We start from the raw sequence: 14,815 nt of genomic DNA, 5'->3' as shown, positions 1-14,815 counted from the left end.
ATGACAGTCGAAGTGGCCCTTGTTACAGGAGCCGGTCAAGGTATTGGCCGCGCTATTGCTCTCAGACTGGCGGCAGACGGTTTTGCCGTCGCCATCGTGGACTACAATCAGGAAACCGCGCACAGCGTGGCGCAAGAAATCGAAAAAGCTGGCGGACAGGCTATCGCATTACAGGCAGACGTCGCGGATCGTGAGGCCGTTTTTGCTGCCGTTGCCGCAACCAAAAAGCGCTTTGGTGACTTTAACGTCATCGTCAATAACGCCGGCGTTGCCCCCTCAACGCTGATTGAAGACATCACGCCGGAAGTCATCGATCGCGTGTATAACATCAACGTCAAAGGCGTTATCTGGGGCATTCAGGCGGCGCTCGATGCCTTTAAATCTCTGGGGCACGGCGGAAAAATCATCAATGCCTGCTCGCAGGCCGGACATGTGGGCAACCCTGAGCTCGCCGTCTACAGTTCAAGTAAATTTGCGGTTCGCGGTCTGACACAAACTGCCGCACGCGATTTAGCGCCGTTGGGCATCACGGTCAACGGTTACTGCCCGGGTATCGTAAAAACGCCAATGTGGGATGAGATCGATCGAAAGATCTCCGAGTCCGCAGGGAAACCGCGTGGCTATGCGACAGAAGAATTCGCCAAACGCATTACGCTGGGTCGCCTTTCCGAACCAGAAGATGTCGCGGCATGCGTCTCCTATCTGGCCAGCCACGATTCCGACTATATGACGGGGCAATCGCTATTGATTGATGGCGGAATGGTGTTCAGTTAACGGCATATTTAGCTAACAACAGAAATAGAAAAGGGCACCGCAGTGGTGCCCTTGAAAATGAATTATTTAACAACCCGCAGCGACGGTCTGCCACCTTTAGGCGGCTGTGGCGGTTCATCATCAGAACCGGGGCCATCGTCAGGGGCTTCAGAATCAGGCGGACTCTCGACAATCGATATCACCGTCCCTGAAGAGGGAGCGCCTTCCTGGAAGTCTTCAAATTCACCTGCGGATTCTTCGTAAGCAGGTTCAGGCTCAAACATCGTTCCAGCCCCGTTCTCACGCGCATAAATCGCCATTACGGCCGCCATCGGCACGTAGACCTGGCGCGGTACGCCACCAAAACGGGCATTGAAACGAACGCTGTCATCAGCTAACTCAAGGCCGCCAACAGCGCGCGGTGCGATATTCAGCACGATCTGGCCGTCACGGGCGAACTCCATCGGCACCATAACACCCGGCAGAGTGACATCTACCACCAGATGAGGCGTTAATTGGTTATCCAGCAACCAATCATAAAAAGCCCGTAATAAATACGGACGACGCGGAGACAGTTGAGACAACGCCATACAGTTTAACCTCGGGTTTGCAAACGCATTTCACGTTCCACTTCCGTCAGGGAAGCCAGAAACGCATCACGCTCAAAGACGCGTGTCATGTAGCCTTTCAGCTCTTTCGCGCCCGAACCACTCAGTTCAATGCCTAACTGCGGCAGACGCCACAGCAGCGGAGCCAGATAGCAATCCACCAGACTGAACTCTTCGCTCATGAAATAAGGTGCTTCGTTAAACACCGGAGCAATAGCCAGCAGCTCTTCACGCAGTTGCTTACGCGCCGCGTCCGCTTCTTGCGCGCTGCCATGAGTAATTTTCTTCAATAAAGAATACCAGTCGCTCTCAATGCGATGCATCATCAGGCGGCTGTTACCGCGAGCTACCGGGTAGACAGGCATTAACGGCGGATGAGGAAAACGTTCATCCAGATACTCCATGATAATGCGTGATTCATAGAGCGTCAGTTCACGATCGACCAGCGTTGGCACGGAACCGTAAGGATTGAGGTCAATAAGATCCTGAGGCAGATTATCCATGTCTACCTGCTCAATCTCGACACTCACACCTTTTTCCGCCAATACGATGCGTACCTGATGGCTAAAAATGTCGGATGGACCAGAAAACAGCGTCATTACCGAACGTTTGTTGGCAGCGACAGCCATGAAAACCTCCAAGTTTATCGAGAAAATATGGCGAATAGCCGTGCAGTCAATAACCTGCAAACCGCTATTCGAAATGCTGCTCGCCAATGTGTGTAAACATCGCCCGACCATATCTGGCGTTTTAAACAGCGACGCGATAGCTGGCACACAGGCATAAAATCGGCGAATAGCTTATCAGATTTTGTTCGTTTTGTGGGGATATAAGCGCAACTTCATCGCTAACATACGGAAAGTAAAGCGTATATTTCGAGGAAATTTATTTTCAGGCATAAAAAACCCGGTGACCAGCACCGGGTTTTTTGCATTAATTTCGCTGCAAAGCAGCAAGAAATTAACGCTTGGAGAACTGAGGACGACGACGTGCTTTACGCAGGCCGACTTTCTTACGTTCAACCTGACGAGCATCACGAGTAACGAAGCCAGCTTTACGCAGTTCGCTACGCAGAGACTCATCATACTCCATCAGAGCGCGGGTGATACCGTGACGGATCGCACCAGCCTGACCAGAGATACCACCACCTTTAACGGTGATGTACAGATCCAGTTTCTCAACCATGTCGACCAGTTCCAGCGGCTGACGAACTACCATGCGGGCAGTTTCGCGACCGAAGTACTGTTCCAGACTACGCTGGTTGATAACGATGTTACCGTTGCCCGGTTTGATGAACACGCGAGCGGCGGAGCTTTTGCGGCGACCAGTGCCGTAGTATTGATTTTCAGCCATTGCCTATAATCCCGATTAAATGTCCAGAACTTGCGGTTGCTGTGCCGCGTGATTGTGCTCGGTGCCCGCGTAAACTTTCAGTTTACGGAACATAGCACGACCCAACGGGCCCTTCGGCAGCATGCCTTTAACCGCGATTTCAATCACACGCTCAGGACGGCGGGCAATCATCTCTTCAAAGGTCGCTTGTTTGATACCACCGATGTGGCCGGTGTGGTGATAATAAATCTTGTCGTTACGCTTGTTGCCAGTTACAGCAACTTTGTCAGCGTTCAGAACGATGATGTAATCACCTGTATCAACGTGCGGGGTGTATTCCGCTTTATGCTTGCCGCGCAGACGACGAGCCAGTTCAGTAGCGAGACGGCCTAAAGTTTTACCGTTCGCATCAACAACGTACCAGTCGCGTTTTACGGTCTCTGGTTTAGCTGTAAAAGTTTTCATTAAAAGCTTACCCAATAATTAGTTACACGTTGGTGAACACCCAAACGCTCAAAAACAGTTGAGGCTCACACGACCATCAAGTCCAGCAAACCTACCCCTTCGAATAGCCATTGCCGGCACTATAAAGTTTTTGGGAAAAAAACTTTGTTGTAACGTGGGGTCGCAAGATTATAGAGAAGTCATTCCCAAAGATCGACCTTTTTTCACACGCAAATGACTAAAAAACCGCAGCCTGCGTTATGCCAAATGTGGCTGTCGTAAGTACTCTTCGCTCTGCATTTCCTGCAAACGGGACAGACAGCGCTGATATTCAAATTTCAGGTGTTCTCCCTGATAAATCTCAAACATGGATACCTGCGCAGAAATAATCAATTTGATGCGACGCTCGTAGCACTCATCTACCAGTGCCAGAAAACGGCGGGCAGTGTTTTCTTCCTTCGTTTCCATCACCGTCACATTGTGCAGCAGCATCGTGTGGTAGAGACGCGAAAGCGCAATGTAATCATTCTGGCTGCGCGCTTCGGTACACAACGTGTGGAAATCGACCGCCAGCACGCCATCACTCACGCCGAGTGTCGCCAACGGGCGATGATTGATTTCCAGCACCGGTCCCGGCGTCTGCCAGCGTTTCCCCGTCAGGCGGGTAAACATCTGCTGCATCGCGGCATCCGCCTTTGCATCCAACGGAGAAAGATAAAGGTGTGCCTGCGTCAGCGTGCGCAGACGATAATCGATACCCGCATCGACATTACGCACTTCACAATGCTGTTTAATCAGCTCAATCGCAGGAAGAAAACGTGCACGTTGTAATCCATTGCGGTAGAGATCGTCCGGCGGAATATTTGATGTCGCCACCAGCGCAATTCCGCGGGCAAACAGCGCACGCAGCAGCTCGGCCAGCAGCATCGCGTCGGTAATATCAGAGACGAAGAATTCATCGAAACACAGCACGTCGGTTTCCGCTTTAAAACCGTCGGCCACTTTTTCCAACGGATTTTCCTGCCCCTGAAACTGGTTCAGTTCTTCATGCACACGCAGCATAAAACGATGAAAATGCAGGCGCATTTTGCGCTCAGCGGGCAAGCTGTGAAAAAACATATCCATCAGCCAGGTTTTACCGCGCCCGACGCCGCCCCACATATACAACCCTTGGACTGGCGCAGATTCACGTTTCTCACGTAGCCCAAGCCAGCTACGCCATTTTCCCACGCGGCCGGATGCCCCTGCATTGTCATCAGCAGCACGTTCGCATAGCGCCTGATGTATCGCTTCCAGGCGCACAACCGTTTGCCGCTGCACCTCATCCGGCTGATATTCACCAGCGGAAAGCGCCTGCTGATAAAGTGCCAAGGGTGTTGTTTGCTGCCGTGTTGTCTGTGGAGTAGCCATCGCAATCCCTGAGAAAAAAGTTAGTCGTGTTTTGCTGTGTGTTGCCGTCGATTTAAGCCGTAATCGTCGCAGTTAACAACCTTGATGTCTGCGGTGGGTCAACATTCCCTTCCATCATCGAGTATCAGGATTCCACTCAGGCAAGGTTAACGGTTATAGTGACTATTATTAAGTGAAAAACCCTACGGGACAACGACGTCAAAATAGGAGCTATTATGACTTGGGAGTATGCGCTGATAGGTTTAGTAGTCGGTATTATTATTGGTGCTGTCGCCATGCGCTTTGGGAACCGTAAGCTGCGGCAACAGCAGGTATTGCAGAATGAGCTGGAGAAAAGCAAAACCGAACTGGAAGACTATCGTCAGGAATTGGTGGGTCACTTCGCCCGCAGTGCGGAGCTATTGGATAACATGGCGGATGATTATCGTCAGCTTTATCAGCACATGGCGAAAAGCTCCAATAACCTGTTACCTAACGTTCCCGGCCAGGATAATCCGTTTAAATATCGTCTGACCGAATCCGAAGCGGATAACGATCAGGCTCCGGTGAACATGCCACCGCGTGATTATTCCGACGGTGCATCAGGCCTGCTGCGGGGCGAACGCCCGATTCGCAAATAATTAAGTCTCCTCCAGCGTGAGTAATGCTGATCAGTTAAGGATCAGTTGAACGATCCAATAGCTGTGTAAGAATCCGGAAATGTTCTTCATTTCCGGATTTTTTTATGCGTATTTCTCAGGCCATCGACCTCGTTTCACGTTACGACTCGACCCGTAACCCTTTGACTTCTCTTGGCGACTTTCTTGACCCAGAACTTATTGCTCGTTGCCTTGCTGAGTCCGGCGTGGTCACCCTGCGTAAACGCCGTCTTCCTCTCGAAATGATGGTCTGGTGCATTGTCGGCATGGCGCTTGAACGTAAGGAGCCGCTTCATCAGATTGTCAATCGGCTGGATATTATGCTGCCCGGTAACCGTCCCTTTGTTGCTCCCAGCGCGGTTATCCAGGCCCGCCAGCGACTCGGAAGTGATGCCGTTCGACGGGTGTTCACGCACACTGCTCACTTGTGGCACAACGCTGTGGCACATCCTCACTGGTGTGGATTGACGTTACTGGCGATGGATGGCGTCGTCTGGCGCACACAGGAAACACCTGAAAATGATGCCGCCTTCCCGCGCCAGACTTACTGCGGCCAACCTGGCCCCTACCCGCAGGTCAAAATGGTCTGTCAGATGGAGCTGACCAGCCATCTGATAACCGCCGCAGCCTTCGGTACGATGAAAGACAGCGAATATACCCTGGCTGAGCAACTGATAGACCAGACCGCAGATAATACGCTGACGCTGCTCGATAAAGGGTATTACTCATTAGGGTTACTGAATGCCTGGAAGCGTGCGGGAGAACACCGACACTGGATGATACCGCTTAAGAAAGGTACCCGTTACGAGGAGGTCCGGAAACTGGGAAAAGGCGATCATCTGGTACAGTTGAAAACGACGCCACAATCCCGCAAAAAATGGCCGGGACTGAGTACAGAAGTGACAGCCCGATTACTGACCTATAGCCGTAAAGGCAAAACCTATCAGTTACTGACCTCGATGACCGATGGCATGCGTTATCCGGGAGGTGAAATGGTTGAGCTTTACAGTCACCGTTGGGAAATCGAGTTGGGTTACCGTGAAATCAAACAGACAATGCAACTGAGCAGACTGACACTGAGAAGCAAAAAACCGGAACTTGTGGAGCAGGAGTTATGGGGTGTGCTGCTGGCGTATAATCTGGTGCGTTATCAGATGATTAAAATGGCCAGTCAACTGAAAGGTTACTGGCCAAATCAGCTGAGCTTCTCAGAATCCTGCGGGCTGGTCATGAGAATGTTGATGACGCTTCAGGGCGCATCGCCGGGTCGTATCCCTGAGCTACTGCGAGATCTGGAAAGTATGGGGCAGATGGTGAAGCTGCCGATAAGAAGGGAAAGAGCCTTTCCGAGAGTGGTGAAAGAGAGACCTTATAAATATCGAAAAGCTGAGAAAAAATGCCAGTCAGTTGCTTAACTGACTGGCATTACCTCCAGCGTGAGGCTTTCTGGCCTCACGTTTTCCCTTCCTATGCTCTACGCTTAAAGCGTTTGTCCGTTTAAGACGCGCACCGTAGGCTGCCATCGTTCGATAACACCACCGTTCGGTAACACGTTGTATAAAAGCGATAGTTACAATCTGCTGACGAAACAGCAGTGAACTTTACACATTGATCGCCAGTCTGACTCTTCACCGTGTCTTTAAGTTTATATATCATCGTTTTATTCATCCGCAGGCCGTGAGAGAGTTAATAACAATGAAAAAAACATCATTATTATTTAGTGCACTGGCAATGAGTATAGGTTTGACCCTGTCCACGCTTCCCGCAGCGCATGCTGCGCTGCCTGCTGTGGTACAAGGGCAACAGACGCCAAGCCTGGCCCCGATGCTGGAAAAAGTGTTGCCAGCCGTCGTCAGCGTGCATGTTGAAGGTACACAGGTACAGCGTCAGCGCGTACCGGAAGAGTTCAAGTTCTTCTTTGGTCCAAACTTCCCGACGGACAAACAAAGTTCTCGTCCGTTTGAAGGGCTGGGCTCTGGCGTCATTATTGATGCCGCAAAAGGTTACGTGCTCACCAATAACCACGTGATCAATAACGCCGACAAAATTCGCGTCCAGCTTAATGACGGACGTGAGTATGAAGCGAAACTGATTGGTCGCGACGAGCAGACCGATATCGCCCTACTACAACTGAATGACGCCAAGAATCTGGTCGCGGTGAAAATGGCTGATTCCGATCAACTCCGCGTCGGTGATTTCGCCGTTGCTGTGGGTAACCCGTTCGGCCTTGGTCAGACCGCGACCTCAGGTATCATCTCCGCGCTGGGACGCAGCGGGCTGAATCTGGAAGGGTTGGAAAACTTCATCCAGACCGATGCCTCCATCAACCGTGGCAACTCCGGCGGTGCGCTGGTTAACCTCAACGGCGAACTGATCGGTATCAACACCGCAATCCTAGCGCCGGGCGGTGGGAACATCGGCATCGGTTTCGCTATCCCCAGCAACATGGCTCAGAATCTGGCACAGCAGTTGGTTGAATTTGGCGAAGTCAAACGCGGGCTCCTGGGTATTAAAGGCAGCGAGATGACGTCTGAGATGGCGAAAGCCTTCAACGTCGATGCACAGCGTGGTGCCTTTGTCAGCGAAGTCTTACCGAAATCTGCCGCCGCGAAAGCCGGTATCAAGGCGGGTGACGTGTTGACGACGCTGGATGGTAAACCGATCAGCAGCTTTGCGGAACTGCGGGCGAAAGTCGGCACCACCGCGCCAGGCAAGACCGTGAAAATCGGCCTGCTGCGCGATGGCAAACCGCAGGAAGTGTCCGTCGTGTTGGATAACAGCTCATCGGCATCAACCAGCGCCGAAACGCTTTCGCCGTCATTGCAGGGAGCGTCTTTGACCAATGGTCAATTGAAAGACGGCAGCAAAGGCGTACAGATTGATAACGTCGCCAAAGACACGCCTGCGGCGCAGGTTGGTCTGCAAAAAGGCGATATCATCATCGGCGTAAACCGCGAGCGTATTGAAAACATCACACAGCTGCGCAAGCTGCTGGAAGCGAAACCTTCTGTTCTGGCGTTGAATATCGTCCGGGGCGAAGAAACGATTTATCTGCTGTTACGTTAACCACCTGTCGTCTTTTTCGGTAGCGTAACCAAGCAGAAAGTCGTTGATGTTAAAAATTTCCGGGAGAAATTTTTAACGTTGTATCAGCAACGGTCCGTAAGGGTGGCGGCCAAAGATGGCACGCCATAAAAAAATCGGACACCGAATCATGCGGTGTCCGAACTTCTCGTGATATCCTCCCCCTACCCCCCTTTTCCACAGTAAATCACGGTCATGCTTGCTAAGTTATTACGTTCAGCACTCTTTGGTGCCCTGGTCGCCGGTATTATTCTGGCCGTACTCCCCTTTATCGGATCTGGCACATCGTTTCTGAAAAGCAGTGGCAGACAGACGGATAATTCGCCCGTAAGCTACCATCAGGGAGTGAGCCGTGCGGCGCCTGCTGTGGTTAACATTTACAACCGGGTTGCCAAGGCGGACAAACCCAGCGAAGTCGCTATTCATCCTCTGGGGTCTGGCGTCATCATGAATGAAAAAGGGTACATTTTAACCAACAAGCATGTAATTAATAACGTGCAACAGATCCAGATAGAGCTGTCGGACGGCAGGCTGTACGAGGCCCGAGTGATCGGTTCTGATTCCTTGACCGACCTGTCTGTGTTGCAAATTGATGGCGTCAATCTGCCCGTTATTCCAATCAATTCAGACCGTATACCCCACGTCGGCGATGTCGTGATGGCAATCGGCAACCCTTATAATCTGGGGCAAACCATCACGCAGGGTATCATCAGCGCAACGGGCCGTGTCAGCCTCAGCGCTTATGGCCAGCAACGAAGCCAGGTCGGACGCCAAAACTTGCTGCAGACCGACGCCTCCATTAACCACGGGAATTCCGGCGGCGCGCTCGTCAATACACTGGGTGAACTGGTCGGTATCAATACCCTCTCTTTTGATAAAAGCAGCAACGGCGAAACGCCGGAAGGCATTAGTTTTGCGATCCCCGTGGCGCTGGCGACCAAGGTGATGGGCAAGCTCATCCGCGATGGTCGCGTGGTGCGTGGCTATATTGGCGTCAACGGTGTACAGCTTGAAAACTTTGAGAACAGTACATTGACCAATAGCCGTTATGCTCAGGGGCGATTAACCGGTATTCTCGTTCAGACTATCGACCCAGGTGGACCAGCAGATAAAGCGGGTATCCATATTGAAGACGTTATCGTGAGCGTGAACAATAAGCCTGCCCGTTCGATTATCGAAACCATGGAGCAGATTTCAGAAATACGCCCTGGCACCGTCATTCCGGTCACCATTGAGCGCGATAATAAGCAAATCACACTACAAATGACGATTCAGGAATTTCCCAATCAATAGCGGTATCCAAGGCGAGTTGATAGACGAGACGATATCAGCGGGTAAACAATAAACCGGGTGGGAACCCACCCGGTTGAAAAACATCATGGTGACGACAAATAGCGGGAGCGATTACTCGTGTTCTTTAACGCGCTCGATGTTCGCACCTAATCCACGCAGCTTGTCTTCGATGCGGTCATAGCCACGATCGATATGATAAATACGATCGACTATCGTCACGCCTTCCGCGATACAACCCGCCAATACCAGACTGGCCGACGCACGTAAGTCGGTCGCCATCACCTGTGCGCCAGACAGCTTATCAACGCCGTGGCAAATCACCGTATTGCTCTCAATTTCCGCCTGCGCGCCCATACGGATAAGCTCAGGCACATGCATGAAGCGGTTTTCGAAGATGGTTTCGGTAATTACGCCGGTTCCTTCCGCAACCAGATTCAGCAAGCTGAACTGCGCCTGCATATCGGTCGGGAACCCCGGATGCGGCGACGTGCGAACGGTAACCGCTTTTGGACGCTTACCGTGCATATCCAGACTGATCCAGTCTTCGCCGATGTCGATCTCCGCACCCGCTTCGCGCAGCTTCGCCAATACCGCATCCAGCGTATCAGGACGGGTATTGCGACAGATAATCTGACCACGAGATACCGCAGCCGCAACCAGGAATGTCCCGGTTTCAATGCGGTCTGGCACCACGCGGTACACGCCGCCGCCCAAACGCGCAACACCTTCAATGGTGATTTTATCGCTACCTGCACCGCTGATTTTCGCACCCAGCGTATTGAGGAAGTTTGCCGTATCGACAATCTCCGGTTCACGCGCCGCGTTCTCAATAATCGTAGTGCCTTCCGCCAGCGTCGCCGCGCTCATGATGGTGACCGTGGCACCCACGCTCACTTTGTCCATCACGATATGCGCGCCTTTCAGGCGACCATCAACCGTCGCTTTTACATACCCCTCTTCCAGCACAATCTGTGCACCAAGCTGCTCAAGGCCGTAAATATGCAAATCTACCGGACGTGCACCAATCGCACAGCCGCCGGGCAGCGATACCTGACCTTGACCAAAACGCGCCACCAGCGGCCCCAGAGCCCAGATGGATGCACGCATGGTTTTTACCAGATCGTACGGCGCACAGAATACGTTTACATTGCTGGCATCCACATGGACAGAGCCGTTACGCTCAACGCGCGCGCCCAGCTGACCAAGCAGCTTCATGGTGGTATCAATGTCGCGCAGTTTCGGTACGTTTTGAATCTCTACCGGTTCTTCTGCGAGCAACGCAGCGAACAGGATGGGCAACGCAGCATTCTTGGCACCGGAAATGGTCACTTCCCCCGCTAAGCGGGTTGGGCCCTGAACACGAAATTTATCCATAGTCTTTGTATCTCGATGTCTTAATTCATTGTTTCATCACACTGATACTGGCGATGACTCTCCGCTCACACACGGAGCGTATTTAGAAGCCGTTCAGTTTACGGTCGCGTTGCCACTCTTCCGGCGTATAGGCCTTGATTGACAGTGCGTGAATACGGTTATCCGCGATGTACTCCATCAGCGGCGCATAAACGGCCTGCTGTTTTTTGACTCGGCTCATTCCAGCAAAAAGTCCGCCCACCACGATGACCTGAAAATGGCTGCCATCGCCAGAAACATGGGCTTCTTCCAGTGCTAATGCGTTCATCAGCACGTCTTTAATTTCGTTATTTTCCATCGCTCTCGATTTCTATGTCAGGGGGAGATGATTTACAGGGAGGTATCTTAGATGAATATGGCGCTATCTTAAACAAAGAATGCGCCGATGCCTGAAGGGGAAATCAGGCATCGGCGTGACAGGTTAAGACACTGGGATGATTTCATTCAGGTTATAGAGCGCAATGAGCGTTTTTAGCCGATCGCTAGCACCGACAATCGTTATCTCACTCCCTGAAGATGGCGGCTGATAAACGTGCATCAGTAATGCCAACCCGGCAGAATCAACGCGGTTTAACCCCGACACATCCAGCGCGGTTTTACCCACGAGCAACGCTTCACGCTGCTGCCAGAACGGTAACAGCGTTTCACGATCCAGATCGCCCGTTAACGCCAGCGTGGAGTCCTGTGCCTGCCAGTTCAATGCGTTCGCCATGTTCACACCCACATTACTTTTTCTGATCCAACGTGATGGTCTGCTTCGCTGAGGATTCCAGTTGTTGAGTCAGGCCATCAACACCTTTCTGGCGCAGAATTGTCGCCCACTCATTTTGCTTCGTGGTGATCATACTGACACCTTCAGCAATCATGTCGTACGCCTGCCAGTTACCGGTTTTGCTGTTCTTACGCCATTGAAAGTCCAGACGTACCGGAGGGCGACCGCCGTTATCAATGATGGTCACGCGAATGGAAACGATATCGGCATTGCCCAGTGGCTGTTCAGGAGCAATCTGATAGGTTTGCCCGTTATACATCGCCAAAGCCTGGCCATAGGCCTGCTCCAGATACGCTTCAAACGCTTTGAAATAGGCATCACGCTGTGCCGGTGTCGCGTCTTTGTAATAACGCCCCAGCACCAACGCACCGGCGTATCTCACCTGAACATACGGCAGTAACTCTTCACGTACGATAGTACGCAGATAGTCAGGATTTTTTTTGATCGTTGGTTGTTCGTTCTTCAAGCGGTTAAACGTTTTTTCCGCCGCTTCATTCATTAAACTGTAGGGATTCGTTTGGTCCGCCGCGTTGGCTAATGGCGCGACCACCAGTAAAGCCACCATCAGTAAACGTTTAAACATGCAGGTATCCTCTTATTATGGATGTGAAGGAACAGGTTCGTTGTTGTGCTCAGGGGTTGCCGCAGGATTGGCACCTGGCTCCGTACCCGATTGACCGGCATTATCTTCGCTATTGCTGCCGCTCTTATATAGGAATTGACCGATGAGATCTTCAAGTACCATCGCTGACTTGGTGTCCTGAATCACACCGCCATCCTTCAGGATAGTCGTGCCCATTTCTTCATCTTCAAACCCAATGTTCAGTGCCAGATACTGTTCGCCCAGCAAACCAGACGTACGAATGGCCAGAGAACTGGTATCCGGAATATGATCGTAGCGCTGCTGAATATCCATCGCTACACGCGGCAGGTAGGTTTTCTCGTCCAGCGAAATATCCGCCACGCGACCAATGACCACGCCGCCAATTCGGATCGGAGAACGCGCTTTCAGCCCGCCAATGTTGTCAAACGTCGCGTACAGACGGTACGTTGGCTCACTCCCGATCGACTTGAGATCGGCTACTTTCAGGCATAAAAAGAGGATGGCAGCCAGCGCGATCAACATAAACACACCAACCCAGACTTCAGTTTTCTTTGTTTGCATCGACTCAGTTCCCAAACATCAGTGCTGTCAGCACAAAATCCAATCCCAATACCGCTAACGACGAGTGCACGACGGTTCGCGTCGTTGCACGGCTAATCCCTTCAGACGTCGGGATCGCGTCATAGCCGTTAAACAGTGCAATCCAGGTCACGGTAATCGCAAATACGACACTTTTAATCACGCAGTTCAAGACATCCTGACGCCAGTCAACCGCACCCTGCATGGCGGACCAGAAGAACCCGCTGTCGATGCCTTTCCAGTCCACACCGACTAACCCGCCTCCCCAGATCCCCACGGCGACAAAAATCACCGCCAGCAGCGGCATGCTGATTAGTCCCGCCCAAAAGCGCGGTGCAACAACGCGGCGCAGCGGGTCGACCGCCATCATCTCCATGCTGGAGAGCTGTTCCGTTGCCTTCATCAGCCCAATTTCTGCCGTCAGCGCGGAACCTGCACGCCCGGCGAACAGCAGCGCCGTCACTACCGGACCAAGCTCACGCAGCAGCGACAGCGCCACCATCATGCCCAGACTGGCCTCGGCGCTGTATGTCGTCAGGATGATAAACCCCTGCAACCCCAGCACCATGCCGATGAACAGGCCGGAAACCATGATGATCAGCAGCGACTGCACGCCAACGCTGTAAAGTTGTTTCACCAACAGCGGCCACTGTTTGCTAAATTCGGGCTTACCCACCAGCGCATTAAACAGCATCAATCCGGCGCGCCCAAACGCGGCACTGGTAGCGATGCCTTGACGCCCAAGCGACGCCAACGTCCGTAATAACATGACTGCATTAACCCCCTGAACCTAGCAGCGACGTTTTATAGTCGCCCGCCGGAAAACGGAAAGGCACTGGCCCGTCGGCGATACCATCCAGAAACTGGCGAACCTGCGGGTCATTGTTCGCCCTCAGTTCATCTGCGGTTCCTTCCGCCACCACACGTTTATCGGCCACGATATACGCGTAATCGGCGATACTCATCACCTCCGGCACATCGTGAGAAACGACAATGCAGGTCACACCCAATGCATGGTTCAGCTCGTCGATGAGCTTCACCAGCGTCCCCAGTGTGATCGGGTCCTGCCCGACAAAAGGCTCATCAAACATAATCAACTGCGGGTCAAGCGCAATGGCTCTCGCCAACGCCGCGCGCCGCGCCATACCGCCGGACAGTTCCGCAGGCATCAGTTCTGACGCACCACGGAGCCCCACCGCCTCCAGCTTCATCATCACGATGCTACGCAGCAGCGATTCCGGCAGTTTAGTATGTTCACGCAGCGGCCAGGCGACATTATCAAACACGTTCAAATCGGTGAATAACGCCCCGGACTGAAACAACATGCTCATTTTCTTGCGCGCGTTGTACAGTTCGCTACGCGATAACATGGGGATATTCTCGCCATCAAACCAGATTTCGCCACTGTCCGGCTGTAGCTGCCCGCCAATCAGACGCAACAGCGTAGTTTTACCGATACCGGAAGGCCCCATGATCGCGGTGACCTTGCCTTTAGGAACATTCAGCGTGATGTCCGTAAAGATCTCTCGCTCCCCGCGACGAAAGCTCAGACCACGGATCTCAACCAGATTAGTTGCCTCATGGTGCATTATTTCCATTCCTTACCCATCAGTACGCCAGTCAGTACGTTTATGTAGCGTCTTTCACTCCAGCCTAACGGCTGACTTTCATCAAGGTGCGAGTTTTACAAAAACTTACCGTCAGTTCTTGTCCAAAATGGCGGCATAAGCCGTTATCGGGTTTTACTTATCGCGACAGATTTTACTTTTTCGCCTAGCACCGTCAGAATTAGCACTCATCACAGAAAAATGCTTTTTGTGCGAAAATCGTCCAGAAATGCTGACTTATTCGACAACAAGCCGGTGATTATACACTAAATAATTCG

At 52.2% G+C, this 14,815-nt stretch carries 17 protein-coding genes; 5 read left to right on the top strand and 12 right to left on the bottom strand.

The annotated features are described in order from the left end of the window. Window positions 1-774, top strand: coding sequence for a (S)-acetoin forming diacetyl reductase (locus O1Q74_RS01535; protein ID WP_271875800.1), 774 nt, complete (start codon window positions 1-3; stop codon window positions 772-774). A gap of 62 nt (window positions 775-836) precedes the next feature. On the opposite strand, the gene sspB is transcribed toward O1Q74_RS01535, so the two are convergent. From sspB to zapE, 5 genes are all read right to left on the bottom strand, one after another. Beyond that, the gene (sspB, locus tag O1Q74_RS01530; protein ID WP_271875799.1) at window positions 837-1,343 is read right to left on the bottom strand and encodes a ClpXP protease specificity-enhancing factor; all 507 of its coding nucleotides are present in this window, start codon (window positions 1,341-1,343) and stop codon (window positions 837-839) included. Between the two features lie 5 nt (window positions 1,344-1,348). Beyond that, window positions 1,349-1,990, bottom strand: a complete 642-nt coding sequence (gene sspA / locus O1Q74_RS01525; RefSeq protein ID WP_005975503.1) for a stringent starvation protein SspA — start codon at window positions 1,988-1,990, stop codon at window positions 1,349-1,351. 331 nt (window positions 1,991-2,321) lie between these two features. Beyond that, a complete protein-coding gene (gene rpsI, locus O1Q74_RS01520; protein WP_039346610.1) occupies window positions 2,322-2,714 on the bottom strand; it encodes a 30S ribosomal protein S9 in 393 nt (130 codons plus the stop codon). Window positions 2,715-2,729: 15 nt separating this feature from the next. Further along, window positions 2,730-3,158 (bottom strand): 50S ribosomal protein L13, encoded by a 429-nt coding sequence (gene rplM / locus O1Q74_RS01515; protein ID WP_012773011.1) that lies wholly within the window; start codon window positions 3,156-3,158, stop codon window positions 2,730-2,732. Between the two features lie 237 nt (window positions 3,159-3,395). Continuing rightward, window positions 3,396-4,547 (bottom strand): cell division protein ZapE, encoded by a 1,152-nt coding sequence (gene zapE / locus O1Q74_RS01510; RefSeq protein ID WP_271875798.1) that lies wholly within the window; start codon window positions 4,545-4,547, stop codon window positions 3,396-3,398. Between the two features lie 215 nt (window positions 4,548-4,762). On the opposite strand from zapE, the gene zapG reads away from it, so the two are divergent. From zapG to degS, 4 genes are all read left to right on the top strand, one after another. After that, window positions 4,763-5,167, top strand: coding sequence for a Z-ring associated protein ZapG (gene zapG / locus O1Q74_RS01505; protein WP_005975485.1), 405 nt, complete (start codon window positions 4,763-4,765; stop codon window positions 5,165-5,167). Between the two features lie 104 nt (window positions 5,168-5,271). After that, window positions 5,272-6,600 (top strand): IS4 family transposase, encoded by a 1,329-nt coding sequence (locus O1Q74_RS01500; RefSeq protein WP_271874802.1) that lies wholly within the window; start codon window positions 5,272-5,274, stop codon window positions 6,598-6,600. A 280-nt stretch (window positions 6,601-6,880) separates the two neighbouring features. After that, the gene (degQ, locus tag O1Q74_RS01495; RefSeq protein ID WP_271875797.1) at window positions 6,881-8,251 is read left to right on the top strand and encodes a serine endoprotease DegQ; all 1,371 of its coding nucleotides are present in this window, start codon (window positions 6,881-6,883) and stop codon (window positions 8,249-8,251) included. A 213-nt stretch (window positions 8,252-8,464) separates the two neighbouring features. Continuing rightward, on the top strand, window positions 8,465-9,562 hold the full coding sequence (gene degS / locus O1Q74_RS01490; RefSeq protein ID WP_271875796.1) for an outer membrane-stress sensor serine endopeptidase DegS: 1,098 nt from the start codon (window positions 8,465-8,467) through the stop codon (window positions 9,560-9,562). A gap of 111 nt (window positions 9,563-9,673) precedes the next feature. Here degS and murA read toward each other — a convergent pair whose 3' ends face one another. The 7 genes from murA to mlaF all read right to left on the bottom strand — a co-directional run bounded on the left by murA (window position 9,674) and on the right by mlaF (window position 14,519). Continuing rightward, entirely contained in the window at window positions 9,674-10,936 is a 1,263-nt protein-coding gene (gene murA, locus O1Q74_RS01485) for a UDP-N-acetylglucosamine 1-carboxyvinyltransferase (protein WP_271875795.1), read from the bottom strand. Between the two features lie 82 nt (window positions 10,937-11,018). Next, window positions 11,019-11,273 (bottom strand): BolA family iron metabolism protein IbaG, encoded by a 255-nt coding sequence (gene ibaG / locus O1Q74_RS01480; protein ID WP_010280170.1) that lies wholly within the window; start codon window positions 11,271-11,273, stop codon window positions 11,019-11,021. A 123-nt stretch (window positions 11,274-11,396) separates the two neighbouring features. Further along, complete coding sequence (mlaB, locus tag O1Q74_RS01475) at window positions 11,397-11,687, bottom strand: lipid asymmetry maintenance protein MlaB (RefSeq protein WP_271875794.1); 291 nt, start codon at window positions 11,685-11,687, stop codon at window positions 11,397-11,399. A 13-nt stretch (window positions 11,688-11,700) separates the two neighbouring features. Next, window positions 11,701-12,330 (bottom strand): phospholipid-binding protein MlaC, encoded by a 630-nt coding sequence (mlaC, locus tag O1Q74_RS01470; protein WP_271875793.1) that lies wholly within the window; start codon window positions 12,328-12,330, stop codon window positions 11,701-11,703. Between the two features lie 15 nt (window positions 12,331-12,345). Continuing rightward, window positions 12,346-12,912, bottom strand: coding sequence for an outer membrane lipid asymmetry maintenance protein MlaD (gene mlaD, locus O1Q74_RS01465; protein WP_271875792.1), 567 nt, complete (start codon window positions 12,910-12,912; stop codon window positions 12,346-12,348). A 4-nt stretch (window positions 12,913-12,916) separates the two neighbouring features. Further along, complete coding sequence (gene mlaE / locus O1Q74_RS01460) at window positions 12,917-13,699, bottom strand: lipid asymmetry maintenance ABC transporter permease subunit MlaE (RefSeq protein ID WP_271875791.1); 783 nt, start codon at window positions 13,697-13,699, stop codon at window positions 12,917-12,919. Window positions 13,700-13,706: 7 nt separating this feature from the next. Then, on the bottom strand, window positions 13,707-14,519 hold the full coding sequence (mlaF, locus tag O1Q74_RS01455) for a phospholipid ABC transporter ATP-binding protein MlaF (protein ID WP_271875790.1): 813 nt from the start codon (window positions 14,517-14,519) through the stop codon (window positions 13,707-13,709). Window positions 14,520-14,815: the final 296 nt, after the last annotated feature.

Source organism: Pectobacterium sp. A5351, from assembly GCF_028335745.1.
In the GTDB taxonomy this organism is placed as follows: Bacteria; Pseudomonadota; Gammaproteobacteria; order Enterobacterales; family Enterobacteriaceae; genus Pectobacterium.
This window is presented reverse-complemented; position numbering and strand designations above follow the sequence as displayed.

Bases quoted from the DNA above. Each gene is read 5' to 3' on its own strand.
- zapG (WP_005975485.1), top strand. From the start codon at position 4,763: ATGACTTGGGAGTATGCGCTGATAGGTTTAGTAGTCGGTATTATTATT.
- sspB (WP_271875799.1), bottom strand. From the start codon at position 1,343: ATGGCGTTGTCTCAACTGTCTCCGCGTCGTCCGTATTTATTACGGGCT.
- mlaC (WP_271875793.1), bottom strand. From the start codon at position 12,330: ATGTTTAAACGTTTACTGATGGTGGCTTTACTGGTGGTCGCGCCATTA.
- degS (WP_271875796.1), top strand. From the start codon at position 8,465: ATGCTTGCTAAGTTATTACGTTCAGCACTCTTTGGTGCCCTGGTCGCC.
- O1Q74_RS01535 (WP_271875800.1), top strand. From the start codon at position 1: ATGACAGTCGAAGTGGCCCTTGTTACAGGAGCCGGTCAAGGTATTGGC.
- murA (WP_271875795.1), bottom strand. From the start codon at position 10,936: ATGGATAAATTTCGTGTTCAGGGCCCAACCCGCTTAGCGGGGGAAGTG.
- degQ (WP_271875797.1), top strand. From the start codon at position 6,881: ATGAAAAAAACATCATTATTATTTAGTGCACTGGCAATGAGTATAGGT.
- O1Q74_RS01500 (WP_271874802.1), top strand. From the start codon at position 5,272: ATGCGTATTTCTCAGGCCATCGACCTCGTTTCACGTTACGACTCGACC.
- zapE (WP_271875798.1), bottom strand. From the start codon at position 4,547: ATGGCTACTCCACAGACAACACGGCAGCAAACAACACCCTTGGCACTT.
- sspA (WP_005975503.1), bottom strand. From the start codon at position 1,990: ATGGCTGTCGCTGCCAACAAACGTTCGGTAATGACGCTGTTTTCTGGT.
- ibaG (WP_010280170.1), bottom strand. From the start codon at position 11,273: ATGGAAAATAACGAAATTAAAGACGTGCTGATGAACGCATTAGCACTG.
- mlaB (WP_271875794.1), bottom strand. From the start codon at position 11,687: ATGGCGAACGCATTGAACTGGCAGGCACAGGACTCCACGCTGGCGTTA.
- mlaF (WP_271875790.1), bottom strand. From the start codon at position 14,519: ATGCACCATGAGGCAACTAATCTGGTTGAGATCCGTGGTCTGAGCTTT.
- rpsI (WP_039346610.1), bottom strand. From the start codon at position 2,714: ATGGCTGAAAATCAATACTACGGCACTGGTCGCCGCAAAAGCTCCGCC.
- mlaE (WP_271875791.1), bottom strand. From the start codon at position 13,699: ATGTTATTACGGACGTTGGCGTCGCTTGGGCGTCAAGGCATCGCTACC.
- rplM (WP_012773011.1), bottom strand. From the start codon at position 3,158: ATGAAAACTTTTACAGCTAAACCAGAGACCGTAAAACGCGACTGGTAC.
- mlaD (WP_271875792.1), bottom strand. From the start codon at position 12,912: ATGCAAACAAAGAAAACTGAAGTCTGGGTTGGTGTGTTTATGTTGATC.